At 67.1% G+C, this 19129-nt stretch carries 15 protein-coding genes; 10 read left to right on the top strand and 5 right to left on the bottom strand.

Translation table 11 applies throughout. The features are described 5' to 3' along the window. Positions 1 to 21: 21 nt before the first annotated feature. The 3 genes from ACFVUS_RS42155 (at position 22) to ACFVUS_RS42145 (ending at position 3121) form a co-directional block, all read left to right on the top strand. Positions 22 to 681 (top strand): hypothetical protein, encoded by a 660-nt coding sequence (locus tag ACFVUS_RS42155; protein ID WP_387780609.1) that lies wholly within the window; start codon positions 22 to 24, stop codon positions 679 to 681. 218 nt (positions 682 to 899) lie between these two features. After that, entirely contained in the window at positions 900 to 2216 is a 1317-nt protein-coding gene (locus ACFVUS_RS42150) for a lipase family protein (RefSeq protein WP_387780798.1), read from the top strand. A 98-nt stretch (positions 2217 to 2314) separates the two neighbouring features. Further along, on the top strand, positions 2315 to 3121 hold the full coding sequence (locus tag ACFVUS_RS42145; protein ID WP_387780606.1) for a nuclear transport factor 2 family protein: 807 nt from the start codon (positions 2315 to 2317) through the stop codon (positions 3119 to 3121). 390 nt (positions 3122 to 3511) lie between these two features. Here ACFVUS_RS42145 and ACFVUS_RS42140 read toward each other — a convergent pair whose 3' ends face one another. Continuing rightward, positions 3512 to 4603 (bottom strand): AraC family transcriptional regulator, encoded by a 1092-nt coding sequence (locus ACFVUS_RS42140; RefSeq protein WP_387780603.1) that lies wholly within the window; start codon positions 4601 to 4603, stop codon positions 3512 to 3514. Between ACFVUS_RS42140 and ACFVUS_RS42135 the strand changes: the two genes are divergently transcribed. From ACFVUS_RS42135 to ACFVUS_RS42120, 4 genes are all read left to right on the top strand, one after another. Then, positions 4602 to 6095, top strand: a complete 1494-nt coding sequence (locus tag ACFVUS_RS42135; RefSeq protein WP_387780600.1) for a flavin-containing monooxygenase — start codon at positions 4602 to 4604, stop codon at positions 6093 to 6095. The genes ACFVUS_RS42140 and ACFVUS_RS42135 overlap by 2 nt on opposite strands. A gap of 68 nt (positions 6096 to 6163) precedes the next feature. Next, positions 6164 to 6811, top strand: coding sequence for a hypothetical protein (locus ACFVUS_RS42130; protein ID WP_387780598.1), 648 nt, complete (start codon positions 6164 to 6166; stop codon positions 6809 to 6811). A gap of 118 nt (positions 6812 to 6929) precedes the next feature. After that, positions 6930 to 7643 (top strand): Rv3235 family protein, encoded by a 714-nt coding sequence (locus ACFVUS_RS42125; RefSeq protein WP_387780596.1) that lies wholly within the window; start codon positions 6930 to 6932, stop codon positions 7641 to 7643. A gap of 134 nt (positions 7644 to 7777) precedes the next feature. Then, complete coding sequence (locus tag ACFVUS_RS42120; RefSeq protein ID WP_364628725.1) at positions 7778 to 8122, top strand: Lsr2 family protein; 345 nt, start codon at positions 7778 to 7780, stop codon at positions 8120 to 8122. Positions 8123 to 8224: 102 nt separating this feature from the next. On the opposite strand, the gene ACFVUS_RS42115 is transcribed toward ACFVUS_RS42120, so the two are convergent. Beyond that, positions 8225 to 12160 (bottom strand): BTAD domain-containing putative transcriptional regulator, encoded by a 3936-nt coding sequence (locus ACFVUS_RS42115; RefSeq protein WP_387780594.1) that lies wholly within the window; start codon positions 12158 to 12160, stop codon positions 8225 to 8227. A 265-nt stretch (positions 12161 to 12425) separates the two neighbouring features. Between ACFVUS_RS42115 and ACFVUS_RS42110 the strand changes: the two genes are divergently transcribed. The 3 genes from ACFVUS_RS42110 (at position 12426) to ACFVUS_RS42100 (ending at position 16017) form a co-directional block, all read left to right on the top strand. Beyond that, the gene (locus ACFVUS_RS42110; protein WP_387780591.1) at positions 12426 to 12656 is read left to right on the top strand and encodes a hypothetical protein; all 231 of its coding nucleotides are present in this window, start codon (positions 12426 to 12428) and stop codon (positions 12654 to 12656) included. A 144-nt stretch (positions 12657 to 12800) separates the two neighbouring features. Beyond that, entirely contained in the window at positions 12801 to 15347 is a 2547-nt protein-coding gene (locus ACFVUS_RS42105; RefSeq protein WP_387780588.1) for an ATP-dependent Clp protease ATP-binding subunit, read from the top strand. Positions 15348 to 15513: 166 nt separating this feature from the next. Next, on the top strand, positions 15514 to 16017 hold the full coding sequence (locus ACFVUS_RS42100) for a PaaI family thioesterase (RefSeq protein ID WP_375955731.1): 504 nt from the start codon (positions 15514 to 15516) through the stop codon (positions 16015 to 16017). Position 16018: 1 nt separating this feature from the next. On the opposite strand, the gene ACFVUS_RS42095 is transcribed toward ACFVUS_RS42100, so the two are convergent. The 3 genes from ACFVUS_RS42095 to ACFVUS_RS42085 all read right to left on the bottom strand — a co-directional run bounded on the left by ACFVUS_RS42095 (position 16019) and on the right by ACFVUS_RS42085 (position 19037). After that, the gene (locus tag ACFVUS_RS42095; RefSeq protein ID WP_387780585.1) at positions 16019 to 17443 is read right to left on the bottom strand and encodes a WGR domain-containing protein; all 1425 of its coding nucleotides are present in this window, start codon (positions 17441 to 17443) and stop codon (positions 16019 to 16021) included. Between the two features lie 84 nt (positions 17444 to 17527). Beyond that, positions 17528 to 18358, bottom strand: coding sequence for an MIP/aquaporin family protein (locus ACFVUS_RS42090; protein ID WP_387780582.1), 831 nt, complete (start codon positions 18356 to 18358; stop codon positions 17528 to 17530). A gap of 115 nt (positions 18359 to 18473) precedes the next feature. Further along, a complete protein-coding gene (locus tag ACFVUS_RS42085; RefSeq protein WP_387780579.1) occupies positions 18474 to 19037 on the bottom strand; it encodes a heme-binding protein in 564 nt (187 codons plus the stop codon). Between the last annotated feature and the right edge of the window lie 92 nt (positions 19038 to 19129).

Below are 19129 nucleotides of genomic sequence, written 5' to 3'. Positions count from 1 at the left end.
TCACCGAAGAAGGAGAAGCGGATGTCGCAGGACACCGAGCCGAAGCGGGCAGTCGACGCGGAGGCCGCTGCCGTCTCCGCTCCCGAGGCGCAGCAGGCGCAAGCCCCGAAGGTCGAGATGTCGAAGCCCGAAGCGCCGCAGGCCGAGACCGCGCAGGCCAAGACCGTCTCGCTGAAGCTCTCCACGCTCGGCACGGTCGCGGCGGCGGTACTGCTGATCGGTGCGCTCATCACGGTCAGCGCGCTGTGGCTCTCGGCGCGCGGTGATCTGAGCGATCGCGATACCGCGGCCGCGGACGCGCAGCGCGCCGAGCAGATCGCCACCGACTATTCGGTCGGCGCCTCCAATATCAACTTCTCCGACCTGAATTCGTGGACCGGCCGCCTCAAGGCCAATACGACTCCGACGCTGGCCAATAAATTCGAGGCGACCGCGCCGAAGTTGCAGGAGATCCTGGTCCCGCTGAAGTGGACCTCGAGCGCCACGCCGGTGACGGCGAAGGTGATGTCGCAGAACAACGGCGTCTACCAGGTGAATGTGTTCCTCAATGTCACCTCCACCAATGCGCAGAATCCGCAGGGCGTGCAGACCACCGTCACCTACACGGTGGCGGTCGATCCGAACAATGGCTGGAAGGTCGCCGATGTGGGCGGTATGAATCTGGCGCTGCCCAAGCAGTAATCCTGCGGGACTTCCCGTTGTTCGGCCCCACCGGCACTTCCGGTGGGGCCGAACTCATTTGGACGGGATTGCGATTCAGGTCACTTTCATGCGATAGTTCTCCCATCGTGTGAGACGGAGCAGTCTCACATTTGGTCGGAGGGTGGAAGAGAGTGCGCAAGCCGAGAACCGCACGGCGAATTGCCGTCGTGCTGGCCGGAATCCTTTCGTCGGCGGCCATGATGGCCACCGGCACCGCCGGAGCGGATCAGGTTCCGGTGCAACCGGCCCCCGCGATCGCCGTTCCGCCGGAACTGGATTCGGCCTTCTACCGTCCGGACCCGGAAATGGTGGCGAGCAAGGCGCCCGGCGAGATCATCACCGCCCGCCAGGTCAATGTCGCGAACTTCGGCCTGATCCCGGTCAACGTGGATGCCTGGCAGCTCTCCTACCGCTCCAACAACAGCCGTGACGAGGCCATCGCGGCCGTGACCACGGTGCTCAAGCCGCGCGGCTCGGCACCGGACAAGCTGATCTCCATGCAGATCGCCGAGGACTCGCTGGCCGGATATTGCGCGCCGTCCTACGCGGTGCAGCAGTGGTCGCTGAGCGCCCTGGGCGGTCAGGTCGTGGTGCCCGCCGAATTCGCCATCACGCAGGGGGCGCTGGCGCAGGGCTGGGCGGTATCGATTCCGGATCACCAGGGCCCGAATGAGGCCTATGCCGCCGGACCGCTGGGTGCGCGCATCACCCTCGACGGTATTCGCGCCGCGAAGAATTTCGATCCCATGCGGCTGGCCGCCGATACCCGCATCGGCATGTACGGCTATTCCGGCGGCGCGATCGTCACCGGGCACGCCGCGGAATTGCGGCAGTCCTACGCACCCGAACTCAATATCGTCGGCGCGGCCGAGGGCGGTGTGCCCGCCGATTTGGGTGTCACGCTCAATGTGGCGAACGGCCAGGCCACTTCGGGCCTGATCTTCGCGGCGGTGCTCGGATTGACCCGGGAATACCCCGATTTCGCGCGCTTCGTGAACGAGCGCATGGATCCGCTGGGGCACACGCTCGCCGCGGTGAAGAACAACCTGTGCCTGCAATACACGGCCATGCTGCTGCCTTTCCTGAATTTGAAGGGCATGCTGCACACCGCCGGTGATCCGCTGCTGGAGCCCGCCGTCGCCGATGTCCTGGACAAGACTCGAATGGGCAAAGTCGTCCCCGATATGCCCATGTACATCTGGCAGGGCAATCCGGATGAGGTCATTCCGGTCGGTCAGGTCAATACGCTGGTGGATACCTACTGCCAACATCCCGAAGCGAATGTGAAGTACACCCGCGAGCATCTCGGCGAGCACGTCGTCACCGAGATCTCCGGCGGCGGCCCCGCCATGCTGTGGATGAAGGATCGCCTCGATGGTGTTCCGGCACAACAGGGTTGCTCCACCACCGACGCGGGCTCGCTGTTCCTGGACCCGAACGGCACCGCCCTGCTGTTCAACACCTTCGGCGAGGTGTTCGCCTCCTTCTTCGGAAAGCCGCTCGGCGCGAAGTAATTCCGAGCGGACGCCGGACGGTGGCGGCCGATGGTTCCCGTGACGCCGGACGGGGCGGCCGGTATCATCGCGCGCGCTACTGATCACCTGGAGGAACCGTGTCCGCGAACCCCACTGCCGCCGAACTGCTGGCGACCGTCGAAGCCTCCCCGCGGGCGGTGGCGGCGCATCACCGCGCCGCCTGGGTCGGCCTTTTCGCCGACTCCGCCGGCGTGGAGGACCCGGTGGGTTCGCGCCCGCATATCGGCCGCGCCGCCATCGAACGGTTCTACGACACCTTCATCGCGCCCAATGGCATCGCCTTCGATGTCGCGCACGATGTGGTCTCCGGCTCGACGGTGTTCCGGGATCTGACCATCGCCACCACCATGTCCACCGGTGTCACCCTGCACGTGCCCATGCATCTGCGCTATGACGTCACCGAGATCGACGGGGAACTGAAAGTCGCTGCGCTGCGCGCACATTGGGAACTGCCCGGCATGATCACGCAGCTCATGGGCTCGGGTGTACAGGGCCTGCTGGCGGGCGCGAAGCTGGGACCGCAGCTGCTCGGCAACCAAGGCGTCGGCGGCGCACTGGGTTTCATGAAGGGCATGCGCAGCGTCGGCGCGCCGGGCAAACAGGCCGCCGGGCGACTGCTGGATGCCGCGGGTCGCGGCGAATCCGCCGGTGCGCACGCCGCCCTGGCTCCGGTTCCGCGGCTGTCCTGGGCGGAGGATGAGCGAATGTCCCTGGAGGACTTCATCGTTCGTGCCAAGGGTCTGCGCTGGAGCAAGCCGATCGCCGCGGGCCGCACCGTGACCGCGACGGTCGAAACCCGCGACGGCCGCGGTATCGCCCAACTCGACTTCCACGAGCGCGGCACCCGCATCGAAGCCGTCCGGGTCTTCGTGCCCTCGCGCTAATCCCGTCTGGTGACGATCGCCGCCAGCGGATCGGTCCGGCTGAAATTGCTGCCACCGGCCGCGCCGACCACCTTCCCGTGCACGGCGATCATCCACTGTCCGCATACGCACCGTAGGTACTGCACCGACCGGTGCGAGGACACGGGCGTGGGGGAGGGCCAAGCGCAGGAAGGGCATTCGGCTATCACCACTTCATCCTGCGCGCGTGCGCGGCGGCACGCTCGCAGGACACGCGGCAAGATCGCAAACTGATTGCGAGAATTGCCTGGTTCACATTGCCCGATTCCCAATGGATACAGGCGAACTCGAGCCGGTCGTCCCCGGTCGCGGCGATGCCGAGTCGGATGCCGTTGTGTCCCGGCGGCTTTGCCGAACCCGCGCGCGCGGTCCTCAGTGCGCCGCCGCGCCGCCGTTGCGCCGCAACGCGGTAGGCGTCGCTCCCCACCAGCGCCGGCAGCAGCGGGTGAAGGTGGATTGTTCGGACAGCCCGACCAGCGACGCGACCTGACTCATCGGCATATCGGTGGTGGTGAGATAGCGATGCGCCTCGGTGCGCCGGACTTCGTCCAGCAGCGCCGCGAAACTGGTGCCCTCGGCGGTCAGGCGGCGTTGCAGGGTGCGCGGGTGAATGGTGAGCAGCCGTGCGACCGCGCCGATTTCGGGTGCGGCGGTGCCGAGCAGCTTCTGCAGCGTGATGCGCACCTGCGGGGTGAGCGCCCTGGAATCCCCGCCGGACAGCTGCGCCAGGAACGCCATGGCGAGCCGATGCAGATTCTCGTCACCGCCGGACAGCGGACGATTGGCCAGACTGCTCGGTACCCGCAGCATCGCGATCGGACGCTCGATGCGCACCGGTGCGCCGAAGAATTCCTCGTACACCGCGATCGGCGCGGCCGGGCGATAGGGCAGTTCCACCGAGCGCAGGCCGTAGCGCTCCTCGGCCAGTCGCTGAATTGTGCGGTGTACGAACGCCAATCCGACATCGGTGCCCTGGACCGGCGTCGGCAGTCCGTGCGCGGTGACGCCGTAGCGCAGTGCGGTGACGCCGCGATCGCCGTACGGGTCCGGCGTCATGGTCAGGCTGAGCGAGCGCGCGTGCACGAACAGATAGCGCGAGGTGCACTCCAGCACATCGGCCAGGGTCGGCGAATTGCGGATGGCCAGCGCGAGCGGTCCGAGCATGTCCAATTCCTGCCGCCGGGACATGCGCAACCCCAGATCCGGGCAGTTCAACCGGTGCGCCGCGAGTTCCAGCGCCGCGCCGACGGCCTGATCGGGGACGAGTAGATCGTCGGTGTCCAGCGCCTCGGGTGGCAGCCCGCAGAGCGCGGCGAGCTCCTCCGCGTCCCCGCCCAGTTCGGAGACGGTGGCGCGGAAGCCGCGCAATCCGGCGGATCGAATGACCGACATGTCGTTCAGAATCAAATACTTGTCGCGCAGAGTCAAGAAGGGGACGCCCGGCGGACGCAGACTGGAGTTCATGAGCGCCGCGACCTCCAGCACTGTCGAGCATCTAGACGTCGTGATCGTCGGAGCCGGGCTCTCCGGCATCGGCGCGGCGTATCGATTGCAGGCCGAACATCCCGGCCGCAGCTATGCCCTGCTGGAATCCCGCGCCGCGCTCGGCGGCACCTGGGACCTGTTCCGCTATCCGGGCGTGCGCTCGGACAGCGATATGTTCACCCTGGGCTACCCGTTCAAGCCGTGGACCGATGCCAAGTCCATCGCGGACGGTCCGGCCATCCTGCGCTACATCACCGAGACCGCCACCGAGAACGGTATCGACAAGCACATTCGCTACGGCACCAAAGTGCTTGCCGCGCAATGGGACAGCGGTGATTCGCGCTGGACGCTGACACTGGAGACGCGCACCGGCGACAGCGTCGAACAGCGCACCCTCACCTGTGGCTTCCTGTACTCCTGCGCGGGCTACTACAACTACGACCACGGCTACGAGCCCGAGTTCCCCGGCATCGGTGATTTCGCGGGCACCGTCGTGCATCCGCAATTCTGGCCGGAGGACCTGGATTACACCGGTAAGAAGGTCGTGATCATCGGCAGCGGCGCGACCGCGGTGACCCTGGTGCCCGCCATGGCCGATCAGGCCGAGCGGGTCACCATGCTGCAGCGCAGCCCCACCTGGATCTCCGCGGTCCCGGGCCGGGACAAGATCGCCGACCGGGTGCGCGAACTGCTGCCGCCGGGCCTGGCGCACCGGGTGATCCGCACCAAGAACATTCTGTTCAATGTCGGCTTCTACCAGTACTGCCGCCGTCGTCCGGAGTCCGCGCGCAAGATGCTGACCGGTCTCACCGCGCGCATCCTCAAGGATGACGCGCTCGTGGCCGAGCATTTCACCCCCGACTACAACCCGTGGGATCAGCGCCTGTGCGCGGTGCCGGACGCCGACTTCTTCAGGGCCATGCGCAAGGGTAAGGCCGAGGTCGTCACCGATCACATCGAAACCTTTGTGCCGGAAGGGATTCGGCTGAAGTCCGGGCGGGTGCTGGAGGCCGACGTGGTGATCACCGCGACGGGTCTGCAACTGCTCGCCTTCGGCGGTATCGGCCTCTCGGTCGACGGGGCTCCGGTGGATCTGGCCGATCAGTTCGTCTGGCAGGGCACCATGATCACCGGCGTGCCGAATTTCGCGGTCTGCATCGGCTACACCAACGCCTCCTGGACGCTGCGCGCCGATCTGTCCTCGCGCCTGGTGTGCAAGGTGCTCGGCTATATGGATCGCAGCGGCTACCGGGCGGTCGTCCCGCAGCCCGATCGCGCGCTGGGCGAGCGTCCACTGCTGGATCTGGCCTCCGGCTATGTGCAGCGCTCGATTTCGGAGTTCCCGCGCCAGGGCGATCGGCACCCGTGGCAGGTGCGCCAGAACTACCTCATCGATTCGGCCACCACCATGCGCACCGATCTGCGCAAGACCCTGCGCCCGGTGGCGGCGAAAGCCCCGGCGCGGGTCTGAGTTCCGGACCCGCCCGAGTGTGGTACGTCACAGTCGGGGGTGAATTGCCAGTCGTTAGCATCGGATTCGTGAGAGCGAAACGGACGGCGGCGGCGGTAGCGACCATGGCGGTGCTGGGATCGACGGCGTGGCTGGTGCCCGCGGCCGCCCAGGCCGCCCCGCCCGCCGCGGTGGATCTGTGGACCGTGCCCACCGCCCCGGCGGATTCGGCGACGCTGATCGTGGCGTACAGCTTCGGCAATCGGCTTGCGCCCGGCACGGATTCGACGCGCACCGTCGGTGAGCCGGGTCCGGTGAACGAGGCGCTGGCCGCGGCGGTGGTTGCCGCGCGCGGTGATCGGGTGGTTCCGGTGTACGCGCAGACCGAGATCGCGCAGGTGCTGCGGGAGCGGTACGGCCTGACCGATGTGATCTCCATCGATCCGGATCGTGCGGCCGACGGCACGCTCGTGTACCTGTCCACCGATGGGGTGGCGGCCAAGGTGGCGGAATTGCGCGGCGGCGCGGCGGCTTCCGACGCTGCCGCCGTGGTGGCGTTCCAGGACCACCTGTGGCGGGCCACCCGCACCACGGCCAAGCGCGGTTTCACCGCCTTCGCGCCCGCCGGGGTGGCGATGCCCGCGCAGTACGATCCGCAGTCCGGACAGCCGTGGACGACGAGTCCGTTCCTGTATCTGCCCACCGATTTCGCGGGGCGGCTGGCGCTGCTGAAGTAGCGGGCGCGCGACATTCCGGCAAGGGGTGCGCGAAGCCGCACTTGGGGTTTACCACTGGCAACATCGCATGTCAGGCTGCCGATGCGGCGGGGTGAATCCGCCCGGGGAGGGAGCGCAGATGATTTCCGGCGATGCCGCGATACTGATTCCGGGCACCGCCCCGATGTCGATTCCGGGTGCCGCCGCCGTTCCGATTCACAGTGTCGCGGCGGTGCCGATTCATGAGTCCGCCGCGGTGATTTCCGGCATTGCCGCGGTGCCGATTTCGGGTGTTGCCACGGTGCTGCCCGCACCGGATTTCGAACCGCCGCCCGCGCCCTGTATCCGTTCCCGGAGTCGCCCGGCGCGACGGCGCGCCCGGCCGCGTACGCAATCGGCGGCGCAATCGAGCCCGCGCTCCTGTCGCAATCACGTCATGCGTAATGCGGCCGCGCGGCGTACCGGAACCGTTGCGCTACAACGGGTATTACAGGCTTCGCACGCTGCGAAATCACACCCCTGTGACGCGGGCGATACTGCCCCGCGCCAATTCGCCGGGGCGGCACTGCGGTTGGCCCTCGAGGTGCTCGACGGGCGGCGTTCACCGGTGCAACTGCGCCCGCTCGCGGAGCCCGGTGTGATCGCCGCGCTGCGCACCTTGGCCGAACACGGGCAGGCCCCGGGGCGTGAACTCGGCGCCGCCACCCTCACCAGGATCGATGTGATCATGACCGGCGCGGGGGCCGCGGAAGTGTGTGCGGGATACGACCGGGGAACGCGACATTTCGCACTTGCCGCCCGTATTGTCCGCGGTCGTTCCGGGTGGCGGTTGACCGTTTTCCGGGTGTGCTGAAGACCGGATGGTCTCCGCGGTAATAGCAGAATAGTCTGATCTCACCGAATTCCATTCGCGCCTGGTTTGAAACTACCCCGCCGCGGCATTAGCATTTCGGCGAATAGCGGCACCTCTACGTGGAAGGGCAGTCCATGGCGAAGAAAGTCACCGTAACGCTGGTTGACGACTACGACGGCGAATCGAAGGCCGACGAGACAGTCTTTTTCTCGATCGACGGCTTGGACTACGAGATCGATCTGTCGATCAAGAATGCCGGCAAGCTGCGGGAGTCTCTCGAACCCTGGACCGAGAAGGCCCGCAAGGTCGGTCGTTCCAAGCAGCGCAAGGTCACGGCCGCGGGCGGACGTACGCGTCCGGCCGTGGACCGGGAGGAAAGCACCGCGATCCGGGAGTGGGCGCGCGCGCAGGGCCATCAGGTCTCCTCGCGTGGCCGCATCCCGGCCGAGATCGTCGATGCTTACCAGCGGGCGAAGTAATACCGGGCGATTAACCCTCGCCCGTAGGGAAATTCGGCGGCAGCCGGTGACCACTGGTCACCGGCTGCAGTCATTCCATCCGGATATTTCGGACCGCAGATGTTAAGCAAGGCGAAGTAGCGAATTTCCCGCTATCGGAAGTTCGGTGCGGATTCGCTCGAGTTGCCGCCGGGCGCGTTCCCGATGCGCGGCCGCCGCGGCGGTATCGCCGAGCGCCTGCGCGAGCGTGGCCAGCACCGCGTCCACGGGGCCGAACGAGGCCATACTGGTTTCACTGCCGATGATCGCGCCCGAATGCGGCAAAAGGTATTCATAGAGCGCCGCGATATCGTCCGTTTCGCCCAGTGCGATGGCGGTGTGCGCCCGCAGCGCGGACATCAGCATCGGATACATCTCCTCGCGCACCCCGGCGGTCTCGGCGTAGACCGCGCGTGCCCGGTCCAGGTCACCGGCGTGGACGAGAGCCAGCGCGTACGCCTGGCCGAAGGTGCCCGGCAGTAGCGTGTACGTTTCGCCCAGGCGGCCCACCAGCACGGACAGATCGGCGCGTGCCCAACCGATCGCGAGCGCGCAGAACAGCTTCGCCTCCGCCGCGTTCGCGATTCCCGAACGCGTTATCCGCCTGCCGAATTGCTCGTACAGTCGCTCGGCGGGTTCCACCTCGCCGCGTAGCAGTTCCAGGCTCGCCGCGAAACAGCTGACCAGATCCAGCAGCGGCTGTAGCTGCCCCTCATCGGCCAGCTCCACCGCCTGTGCCGCCAGGCGTCCGGCCTCACGCAGATCCGATCGCGCCACCGCCGCCCGGTATCCCATGTAGTGCGCGACGGCCTGGTACTCGGCCAGCCCCGCCCCCGCCGCCACCAGCTCCAACTCCGCGATCAACGCGAAGAAGTCCACCCCGTAGTCGTACTCCAGATACGTCACCGCATTGACCGCCGCACAGAACAATTCGGTATCCCCGAGCGTGCGCGCCAACTTCAGCGCCTCCCGCGCCAGCCGCTGCCCCGCCTCGTACTCCTCCAGCCCCGCCTCGAACGTGGCGGCGATCAACAGCCGCACCAACTCCTCCAGCGAAAGCCCTTCGGCGGCACCCCAATCCGCTGCCGAAGCCCGCAACCGATGCCCGGACAAATCCATCTCCGGCACGAATTGATCAGGAGCGTAATGGATTTCGCCGACAGTCTCGCCCGGCCATCCGGTCGCGGAACCGATTTCGCTGCCGGCTCGAGCCGATGCGCCGGGCGTGGAGCCCACAGTGCCGACCCGTCGAGCCCCCTGCCCCTGCGCGGAGCCCGAACCGCCGCCCGATCGGATCGATTGTCCTGGTGCGGAACCCGGCCCCGTCGACTGCCGCGCCGTCGCGGCCATCTCGGCGGCGGCCGCGGGGAATCGGCCTCGCTCGAAGGTCGCTTCGCCGCCGTGCTCGGGTGCTGATCGGCGTGCCGAAGGGGTTTCGACATCCGACTCGGTGGTCCAGGACGCGGCGGGATACGCGATGCCGTACGGGGCCAGGGCGCGGGAGAGAGCTTGGCGTACCCGGTGGTCGGGGGTGCGCCATTCTCGGATGGCCCAGATGACGGGGGCACGCCAGCAGGTGAGGGCTTTGGTGCGCAGGCGGGGGGAGCCGAGGGTTTCGGCCAGGGTGACGGCGCGAGCGCGTTCGGCGCGGGCCTCGCGGTGCAGGTTGTCGTAGGCCAGGGCGGTGACCAGGGCGCAACGGGTGTCCAGGAGTGCGACGCGGTCGGCGTATTCCGCGTGTTCGGCGGTATCGCCCGCCAGTTCGTGGAGTTCCACGGCGGCGTGGAGCAGGCGCACGCATTCCGCGCGATTGCGCTGGGTGGTGCGGCGTCGGGCCGCGGTGAGCACATATTCTATTGCGGCCCTGGCTGTTTCGGTGCTTGCGCCGAGGATGGCGTGCCGGGCCAGCACATCCGGGTCGCGGGCGAGGGCGGGCTGGGAATCGGCCTGAGAGCGGAGCAGTTCCAGTGCCGCCCAATGCATTCGGCCGCGGCGCAGCGGCGGTATGCCGAGGTAGACGGCATCGCGAATGAGGGCGTGCACGAATCGGATGCCGCCGGTGCTGTCGGTGCTCACCAACCCCGCGGCCTCGGCGGCGGCGAGCAGATCGATGAGGGCATCCTGTCCCAGCCCACTCGCGCGGCTGAGCAGCCCCAGCTCCATTCCGCTGCCCCAGATCGAAATGTGTTGCAGCACTTCGGTGACACCGGCGGGCAGGCGCGCGATGCGATTGCCGACGATCTCCCGAATGGATTCCGGAACCTGTTCGATACTCCCGTGCGCCGCCAGCAGCTTGGCCAGCTCCCGCACGAACAGCGGATTCCCGCCGGTGCGGCCGTGTAACTGCGCCAACGTCTCCGGCCCCAGCGGCGTCAGCCCCGACGCCTCCGCGACCTGTCGCGTGCCCGCCTGATCCAATCCGTTCAACTCCATATGCACGGCGGTGGACCGTGCCAGCGCGGCAGCGGTATCGCGCACCTGCGGCCCGGCCTCGGACCGCCGGGCGGTCACGATCACCAGCACCGGCTCATCCCGTAACCAGTGCACCACCTGCCGCAGCACCTGCAAGGTCGCCGCGTCGGCGCGGTGCACATTCTCCAGCAGCAGGACCACCGGCCCGAAACCAGCCGCCTGCCTACATGATTGCGCCAGTCGCCGCGACAGCGTGAACGCGTCCTCGGCCTCGCCGGGGAGCACTACCCCCGGTTGACCGTTTCCGCTTTTGCCGCCGTTACGAGGCGTTTCCGTCAGTCCGGTCGCACCGCTGTGGTCGTCGTCGGGCGTTCCCGCCTGGTCGGCTCCGCCGACGGTGCTATCGGGCATCGCTCCCGTCGACCCGGCTTTATCGACATGGCCGTCGCCGATCACTCCTACCCGGGCGAAATCGCTACCGCCCGGAAACTGTTGTGCCGCGGCGCTGTCCAGCGTCGCGCCGATTTCGGTCCAGGCCCAGCCCATGGGCGCGCCGTCGATTTCCGGGCAGTTGCCGGTGGCGGCGATCCAGCCGGTGGCGGTCAACGCGGAGAGTGCGCTCTCGGCGAGGGTGGTTTTGCCGATTCCGGCCTCACCGGAGATCCAGGCCAGTCGCAATCGCCCGGCCCGGGCGCTCTCGGAGAGGGTGAGCAGTTCGGAGAGTTCGGCGGAGTAGCCGGTGGCGGAAGGGGTTTCGGGAAAGTAACCGACGGCGGCCGGATGCGGTTCGGCGGCCTCGGCGACGGTGAGCAGTCCGCCGGGAACGGTGAGTTCGGCGGCATGGGTGAGGATCGCGGTCTCCAGATGCCGCAGTCCCGGTCCCGGGTCGACGCCGAATTCGTCGCTGAGGAATTCTCGGGAGCGCCGAATTGTGGTGAGCGCCTCCAATTGCTGGCCCTGCTGATATTGCGCGGTGGCGAGCAGCCGGACGAGTTCCTCACGTCCCGGGTGTTCGTCGAAGAGCGCGCGCAGTTCGATGACGACCTCACCTGCCCGCCCCAGTTCCAGTTTCGCCTGCGCATTGAGTTCGACCGCGGTGAGCCGCAGATCGGTGAGCCGGTCCGCTTCCGCGGCAGCCCATTCGAAGTCGGCGAAGGCTTCCAGCGCGGGTCCGTGCCATTGTGCGAGCACGGTTTCCAGCAGCGCGTTGCGCTCACCGGGTGCGGGCCGGGTCTCGGGATTGCTGATCAGTTCCTGATAGGTCCGCAGTTGCTGTTCGAATTGCCATGCGTCCACGGCGTTCTCAGCGATTTTCAAGGCATAACCGGACGATTCGGACACAATGTATCGGGAGGGGGCGCGGCGTGCCCGATCCGGTTCGAACAGCCGCCGCAGATTGTGGATATGCACCTGCAATACCGAGGCGGCCTTGGGTGGCGGCACCCCCGCCCACAGGTCATCCACCAGCCGTTCGGCGGGAACGGCCTGTCCGCGTGCCACGATCAGCCGCCCGAGTACGGCCCGCTGCATGGGCGTTCCGAGCGGAATCCGCTCGCCGCCGAGGGTCAGGCGCAGCGGGCCGAGCACCCGTATCTCCGGCCCCGTCATCCACCCTCCTGACACCCCGAAAGCAAACTGGACGTTCGCCGCAAGAAGAGCACTATCTCGCAAAAACTCGAAGATGCCAAAAGTTTGCGCAATAGTTGTCGGATAGTTATGACCATGCCCGAGCGCGGCCCGAATCCCGTGCTAAGGAACATTGTTTGCCGGGCATACGGTATTCGCCCGCCGTGCAACCCCACCGGAAGTGAATCGGAAGTGGCGTGCCGGATACTTTCGGGTGGAAGCGAACCTGAGGAAGAGGGTGTCCGGCATGTTGGAGCAAAGCGATTTCCCCGGCGGATTCGGAGAAAGCGGTGTCGAGCCCGCCGCGGACGGCTTCTACGTCGATCGTGACGGCGATATCTGGGAGAAGCAGGACCACAGTTGGCGATTGATTCTGCAGCGCGGCGTCGCGGTGGATCCGATGTCGCTCTGGGATTGGACCGAGGGCCACGTCCGCGATTACGCGCCATTCGCTCCGGTGGGCGCCGGCGCGGAGTGACCGCCGGGAACTGAACACAAACGAGTCACGGTCCCTTGCCGTTTCGAGCCCGGTCGCTAGTGTGGATGCGAGTTCGCCATTCGTATGCTGGCGCGTCCTGGCTGCCGTGAAACGGGCGCGCCCGCCTGATGCCACGAGGTGACAATGACTCAGGGTTGGCCAAGTTCCAGGGGCTCCTTCGACTCCATCGACGATATCTTCGAGCGTTTCTTCGGGTCCGGTATGACGGCCCAGCCGCCGGTACAGCGCATCGATCTGACGCGGTTGCTGAGCGAAAGCGCCAAGGCGGTGGTGGACGGCGCACGGGCGGCGGCGCACGACTGGGGCAGCGCCGAGATCACCCCCGAACACCTGCTCTACGCGGCTGCGGGCACCGAACCGGCGACCAGCATCATCGCCGAAATCGGCCGGGACCCGGAACAATTGCGCGAACAGATGCGCGCCGCCGCGGGTAGCGGCATCGGCGCGCACGGGGGCGGGCACGCGCTGGCATTGAGTCCGGCGGCCAAGGCCGCCCTGCGCAACGCGCAACGCAGCGCGGCCGAGGCGGGCAGCAGCTATATCGGTCCGGAACACATCCTGCTCGGCATCGCGGCCAGCCCGGACACCCCGGCCGCACAGGCCCTCGCGGGCGCGGGCAAACTCCCGACGGCCAACGCGCCCAAGGAACCCAGCGATACCCCCACCCTGGACGAGTACGGCCGCGACCTCACCGCCGAGGCGCGCGCGGGCAAGGTGGATCCGGTGGTGGGCCGCGCCCAGGAGATCGAGCAGACCGTGGAGATCCTGTCCCGGCGGCGCAAGAACAATCCGGTGCTCATCGGCGATCCCGGCGTCGGCAAGACCGCCATCGTGGAGGGCCTGGCCCAGCGCATCGTGAATGGCGATGTGCCCGAGACGCTCGCGGGCCGTCGCGTCATTGCGCTGGACGTGGGTTCATTGGTGGCGGGCAGCAAGTATCGCGGCGAATTCGAGGAGCGGCTCACCAAGATCCTCGACGAAGTGCGCGCGCACTCCGAGGAATTGGTGATCTTCATCGATGAGCTGCACACCATCGTCGGCGCGGGCGGCGGCGGTGAGGGCGCGATGGACGCGGGCAATCTGCTCAAACCCGCACTGGCGCGCGGTGAACTGCACTGCATCGGCGCGACCACCATCGACGAATATCGCAAGTACATCGAGAAGGATGCCGCGCTGGAGCGGCGCTTCCAGCCGGTCATGGTGTCCGAGCCGTCGGTCACCGACACCATCGAAATCCTGCGCGGTCTGGTCGATGTGTACGAGGAACACCATCAGGTGCACTACGAGGACGAGGCGCTGATCGCGGCGGCCGAACTGTCCGATCGCTATCTGACCGACCGGTTCATGCCGGACAAGGCCATCGATCTGGTCGATCAGGCCGGTGCGCGCGTCCGATTGCGCACGCGCACACTGGATCCCGAGGCGCGTGAGAATCAGGAGCGGCTGGCGAGCCTGCGCCGGGAGAAGGATGCCGCCGTCGCCGGTGAGGACTACGCCAGGGCGAACAAGCTCAAGGACGAAATCGCCAAGGCGGAAAAGGATTCCGGCTCGGGTGACGCGGCTCCCGCCGAGGTGCAGCAGGTGACCGTCACCGATATCGCCGAGGTGATCTCGCGCCAGACCGGTATTCCGGTCGCCGATCTCACCGTCGAGGAACGGCAGAAACTGCTGAAACTCGAAGAGGTGCTGCATAAGCGGGTGGTCGGGCAGGAGGAGGCGATTGTCGCGGTGGCCGAGGCGGTGCGCCGGGCGCGCGCCGGACTCAAGGACCCGAATCGGCCGATCGGCTCCTTCCTGTTCCTGGGCCCCACCGGCGTCGGCAAGACCGAGCTCGCGAAAGCGTTGGCGCAGGCGGTATTCGGTGACGAGGACCGGCTCATCCGCTTCGATATGAGCGAATTCCAGGAGAAGCACACGGTATCCAGGCTGGTCGGCGCGCCACCCGGATACGTCGGCTATGACGATGCCGCGCAGCTCACCGATAAGGTGCGCCGCCAGCCGTATTCGGTCATCCTGTTCGACGAGGTGGAGAAGGCGCACCCGGATGTGTTCAATGTGCTGCTGCAACTGCTCGACGACGGCCGGGTCACCGATTCCAAGGGTCGCACGGTGGATTTCAAGAACACCATCGTGATCCTCACCAGCAATATCGGCTCGGATATCATCCTGGCCGCGAAAGACGGTGACCTGGAATCGATTACGCCGCAGCTGGAGGAAAGGCTGCGCCGGCACTTCCGCCCCGAGTTCCTCAACCGCCTCGACGAGCAGATCGTCTTCCACCGCCTGGACCGCGCGCAGCTGCGCGATATCGTCGATCTGGTGCTGGACGGCACCCGCCGTCGCCTGCGCGGTCAGGACATCGAACTCGATGTCACCGATAAGGCCATGGACTGGCTCGCCGACACCGGCTATCAGCCCGAATTCGGCGCGCGCCCACTGCGCCGTACCGTGCAGAAGCAGATGGACAACGCCCTGGCCAAACAGATCCTGGACGGCGCGCTCGGCGCGGGCGATACGGTCCGCATCGACGCCGACGACAACGGCCTGGTCATCGAGGCCGTACATCGCGACGGAGCCAAAACCAGCGAGGGCACCATCGCCTCGATCGACAAGGGCCATTCCACCAACGGCCACGGCAAAGCGAAATCGGGTAAGTCCAAGAGCCGCTGAGGCTCTCCCGCTATCGCAACGTCTCTCGTCATCCCGGCGCGCTTTTGGCCGGGATCCACACCCTCGGCTGATGCGCCGCTTCGTGTGGATCCCGGCCGAGAGCATGCCGGGATGACGGAGGGTGGCGGCACTCGCTTTGGATTCGAATCTGGGTTAACTTTCAAAGATGGAACACGATCGCGAATCGGCAGCGCTGCCGCTCGGTGACCTGTTTGCCGATGGCCCGTTTCCGCCGCACCACCACGGGTGTTTCGGCTGCGGCCCGTCGAATCCGGCCTCCCCGCGCATGGTGTTCGAGCGGCGCGGGGACACCGTGCGCGGGACGTTCACCATGGATGAGCGGCATCAGGGCGCGCCCGGGGTCGCGCACGGCGGCATTGTGGCCGCGGCCCTGGACGAGGCGTCCGGATCGATCCTGTTCCCGCTGCGCCAGCCCGCGGTCACGGTGAATCTGGACGTGAACTTCCGCGCCCCGGCCCGACTGGGCCGGGAATTCGTGGTTACTTCGCAATTGACCGCGCGCGAGGGTCGCAAGATGTTCATCGACGCGGTGCTCACCGACGGCGATACCGTCATCGCCACCTCGCGCGCGCTGTTCCTGACCGTCACCCAGAGTCATTTCACCGATCTCGGTGCGACCCCGGGTGAATTGTTCAGTCTCGGTATCTGATTCAGCGCAGGCGGCGGATATCGCCGCGCACGCGGTAGAAGCCGCCGCGGGCGGATTCCGATACCGAATCGACCACGTAGCGCGCCCCGGCTTCGCGAATATCGCGGGGGAACTGCACGTTCCAGCCGCGCTGATATCCGGCGGAGACCACGTGCACGCGCAGGTTGGCCCCGTCCTGAATGCATTCGACGACGATGCCGTCGCCCGCGTCGACGGCCAGTTCGACTGTCGCACTGGGGGTTACGGCGGAGATCTCGGGCGCCTTCACCGAAAGCGTCTGCGGCAGTACGCCCTGTTCGGCGTCGTGGATGGCGGCCTCGCTCACATCCAGACAGGCCAGTGAACCATTGGTGGTGACCAGGTACAGCTTCTCGTCGTGGTACTGCATGGAGTACGCCGAACCGCAGCCGGTGCCCAGCTTCCACAGTCGCTGACCGCTGGAGTCGAAGCAGTACACCGAGGAGTAGTTGTCACCGGCGAAGACGTAGCGCCCATCCGGTGAAGTGGCGCAGGAGAACACCATCGCATCGCACTGGTAGCCGCGATCGGACTGCCCGTTCTTGGCCACCATGCGCACCTGATTGCGGCTGGTGCCCGCGTACACCGCGTCGGCCTCCTGCCAGCCGAACAGCACCGCGCCGTCGGTGCGCACCTGCCATTCGTTATTGCCGCTCTCCAGGTCGTAGCGGGTGACGCCCTTCGAATGCCCGTGGTAGACACCGTCATCGTCGATGCGCACCATCCAGCCGGAATCGCCATTGCTCTGGCGCGACCACAACGATTCCTCCTCGTGGTCGATGACGGTGAGCCCGCCCTTGCGATCCGAGACGCCGAGAATGCCGTCGTGGATGTCGAGCCAGTAGATGTCGACATTGGCGGCGATATCGTAGGCGGCGCGCGGCACCTTGCCGGACAGATCGTAGACGCGGCCGTCATCGCAGCCCGCGTAGATCCAGAAGTCGTCGGCCACAATGCATTTCACCGCGTCCGGGAGCCGGAAGCGGCCGGTCACCTCACCCGCCGGGGTGAGCGTGAAGACATCGCCGCTCTCATTGCCGACCCAGCAGTGCTGCTCGTCGACGAAGATGCCGAAGGCGGCCGCACCCGAATCGAAGGTCCACAGCACCGGGGCCTTCTTCGCGGTGGAACGCTGGGAGACGATGGCGCGCCGGGTGACCGGTCGCGCGGCCCGCGCGCCCATGACGGCGGGCGCGTACCCCTTGCGCACCTTCTCGCCGAGCTTCTTGGCGGCCGCGGCGCGTGCCTTGTCCACGGTGGCAAAGGAACTGACCCGGACCTGGCCGGTTTCGCCGATCCGGCCGAAGCGAATGGTCACCTGGGTGTCCGCCACCACGACCTCGTAGAACTTGTGTGCCGAACCGCTGTCTTCCGACAGTTCCAGATAGGTGGTTTCCCCGGTGGTCATGCGCCGCGCTCCAAGCTTCGGTCAACGTTTACGCCGCGAAAGCTAGCAAGCCGCACCGACATTCGCTCCCCGGGGAGGGGCGAATCAGAGGTAGAGCTGGGCCACCAGGCCCGCGAGCGCGCCGCCGACCAGCGGTCCGAGCACCGGAACCCAGGCGTAGGCCCAGTCCGCGTTCTTGTGCCGCGAGCCCGGATGTGCGGGCAATTGCTCCTCCACCCGCTCGGCCGCTCCGCCACCCGCGTTCAGGTCGGCCGGAACCCGTTGCGGGAGCACATTCATCGGGCGGCCGGTGGGCAGCAGCGCGTAGGCGATGCGCGGGCCGAGGTCGCGCGCGGGGTTGATGGCGTATCCGGTGGGTCCGCCCAGCGATGCGCCGATGCCGACCACCAGCAGCGCCGCCGCCAGCGGTCCGAGCCCGCTGGGGGTGTGCCCGAAGGCCAGGATCACGAATACCAGCGCGAAGGTGGCGATGACCTCGGTCAGGAAATTCCACCGGTACGAGCGGATGGCGGGACCGGTGGAGAACACCGCCAGCTTCTTGGCCTCATCGGGTTCCTCGTCGAAATGCCGCTTGTACGCGACGAACGCGGCGCACGCCCCGACGAACGCGCCGGCCAGCTGACCGGTGAGGTAGGCGACGGTATTGCCGAAGTTCACCGGTATGCCCGGTGCGTATTCCTCGGCCCCGGCGAACAGATTGCCGATGGTGACAGCGGGATTGAGATGACCGCCGGTCTTGTAGGCGACGTAGACGCCGCCGAAAACACCGAGACCCCAGCCGAAGGTGATGAGCAGCCAGCCGCCGTCGAAGCCCTTGGATTTGGTGAGCAATGCGTTGGCTACGACGCCCGCGCCGAGCAGGATGAGTATCCCGGTGCCGAGTGCTTCACTCACGAATATCTCGCTGAAGTTCATGGATGACCTCCGATCGGGTGTTCTTCCGCTGCTGCGGCCATACCTGATCAGACTCTACGGTTTGAACTTCGGCAAATCTCCAGGAACACGCGTTGGTGACTCCCAGGAACGGGTGTCAGTGACCGAGTACGGCCGCACCCGCCTGGGCGAACTTCTCGTCCTGATCACCGCTCGGCGCGCCCGCCACCCCGATACCGGCGATCGGCGCGCCCTTGGCATCGACGGGTGCGCCACCGGCCAGGAACAGCGTCCCCGGAATGGCCGCCAGCTGCGGTGCGCTCTGCAACCGCCCGGCCAGCTGCGAGGTCGGCGCATTCCACGACACGGCCGTAAACGCCTTCTGCCGAGCCGATTCGAACGACTGCGGTCCCGCGCCGTCCCCGCGCAACACCACGATGGTGTTCCCGTCCCGATCCACCACGGCCACACTGACCCGCTGATTCTCCTGCTTCGCCGCATCCAGCGCGGCCTGTGCGGCCTTGGTCGCGGCGGCAACCGTGAGATGGGTGCTCTGCTGCACGTTCGTGTCCGACGCGTCCGCCACAACGGGTGCTTTCACACCCGGCTCGGTGCTGTCCGCATTGGACGCCACCACCCCGACCACCCCGGCGGTCACCGCCACCGCGGCCACCCCGCCGACCAGAATCCGGTTCCGCACCGATACACCCTTGCCGCCCATGCCATTTCCTCACGCTCGAACTCGATCCGAGCCGACCGGCTCGCTGCCATCAATCCTGCGAGCCCGATCCCCGCCTGCCATCCGCGTCTCGG

Origin of the sequence: Nocardia sp. NPDC058058 (genome assembly GCF_042885355.1) — a bacterium.
Lineage (GTDB): Bacteria > Actinomycetota > Actinomycetes > Mycobacteriales > Mycobacteriaceae > Nocardia.
Note: the sequence above shows the minus strand (reverse complement) of the source record. Positions and strands in the feature narration are given on the sequence as shown.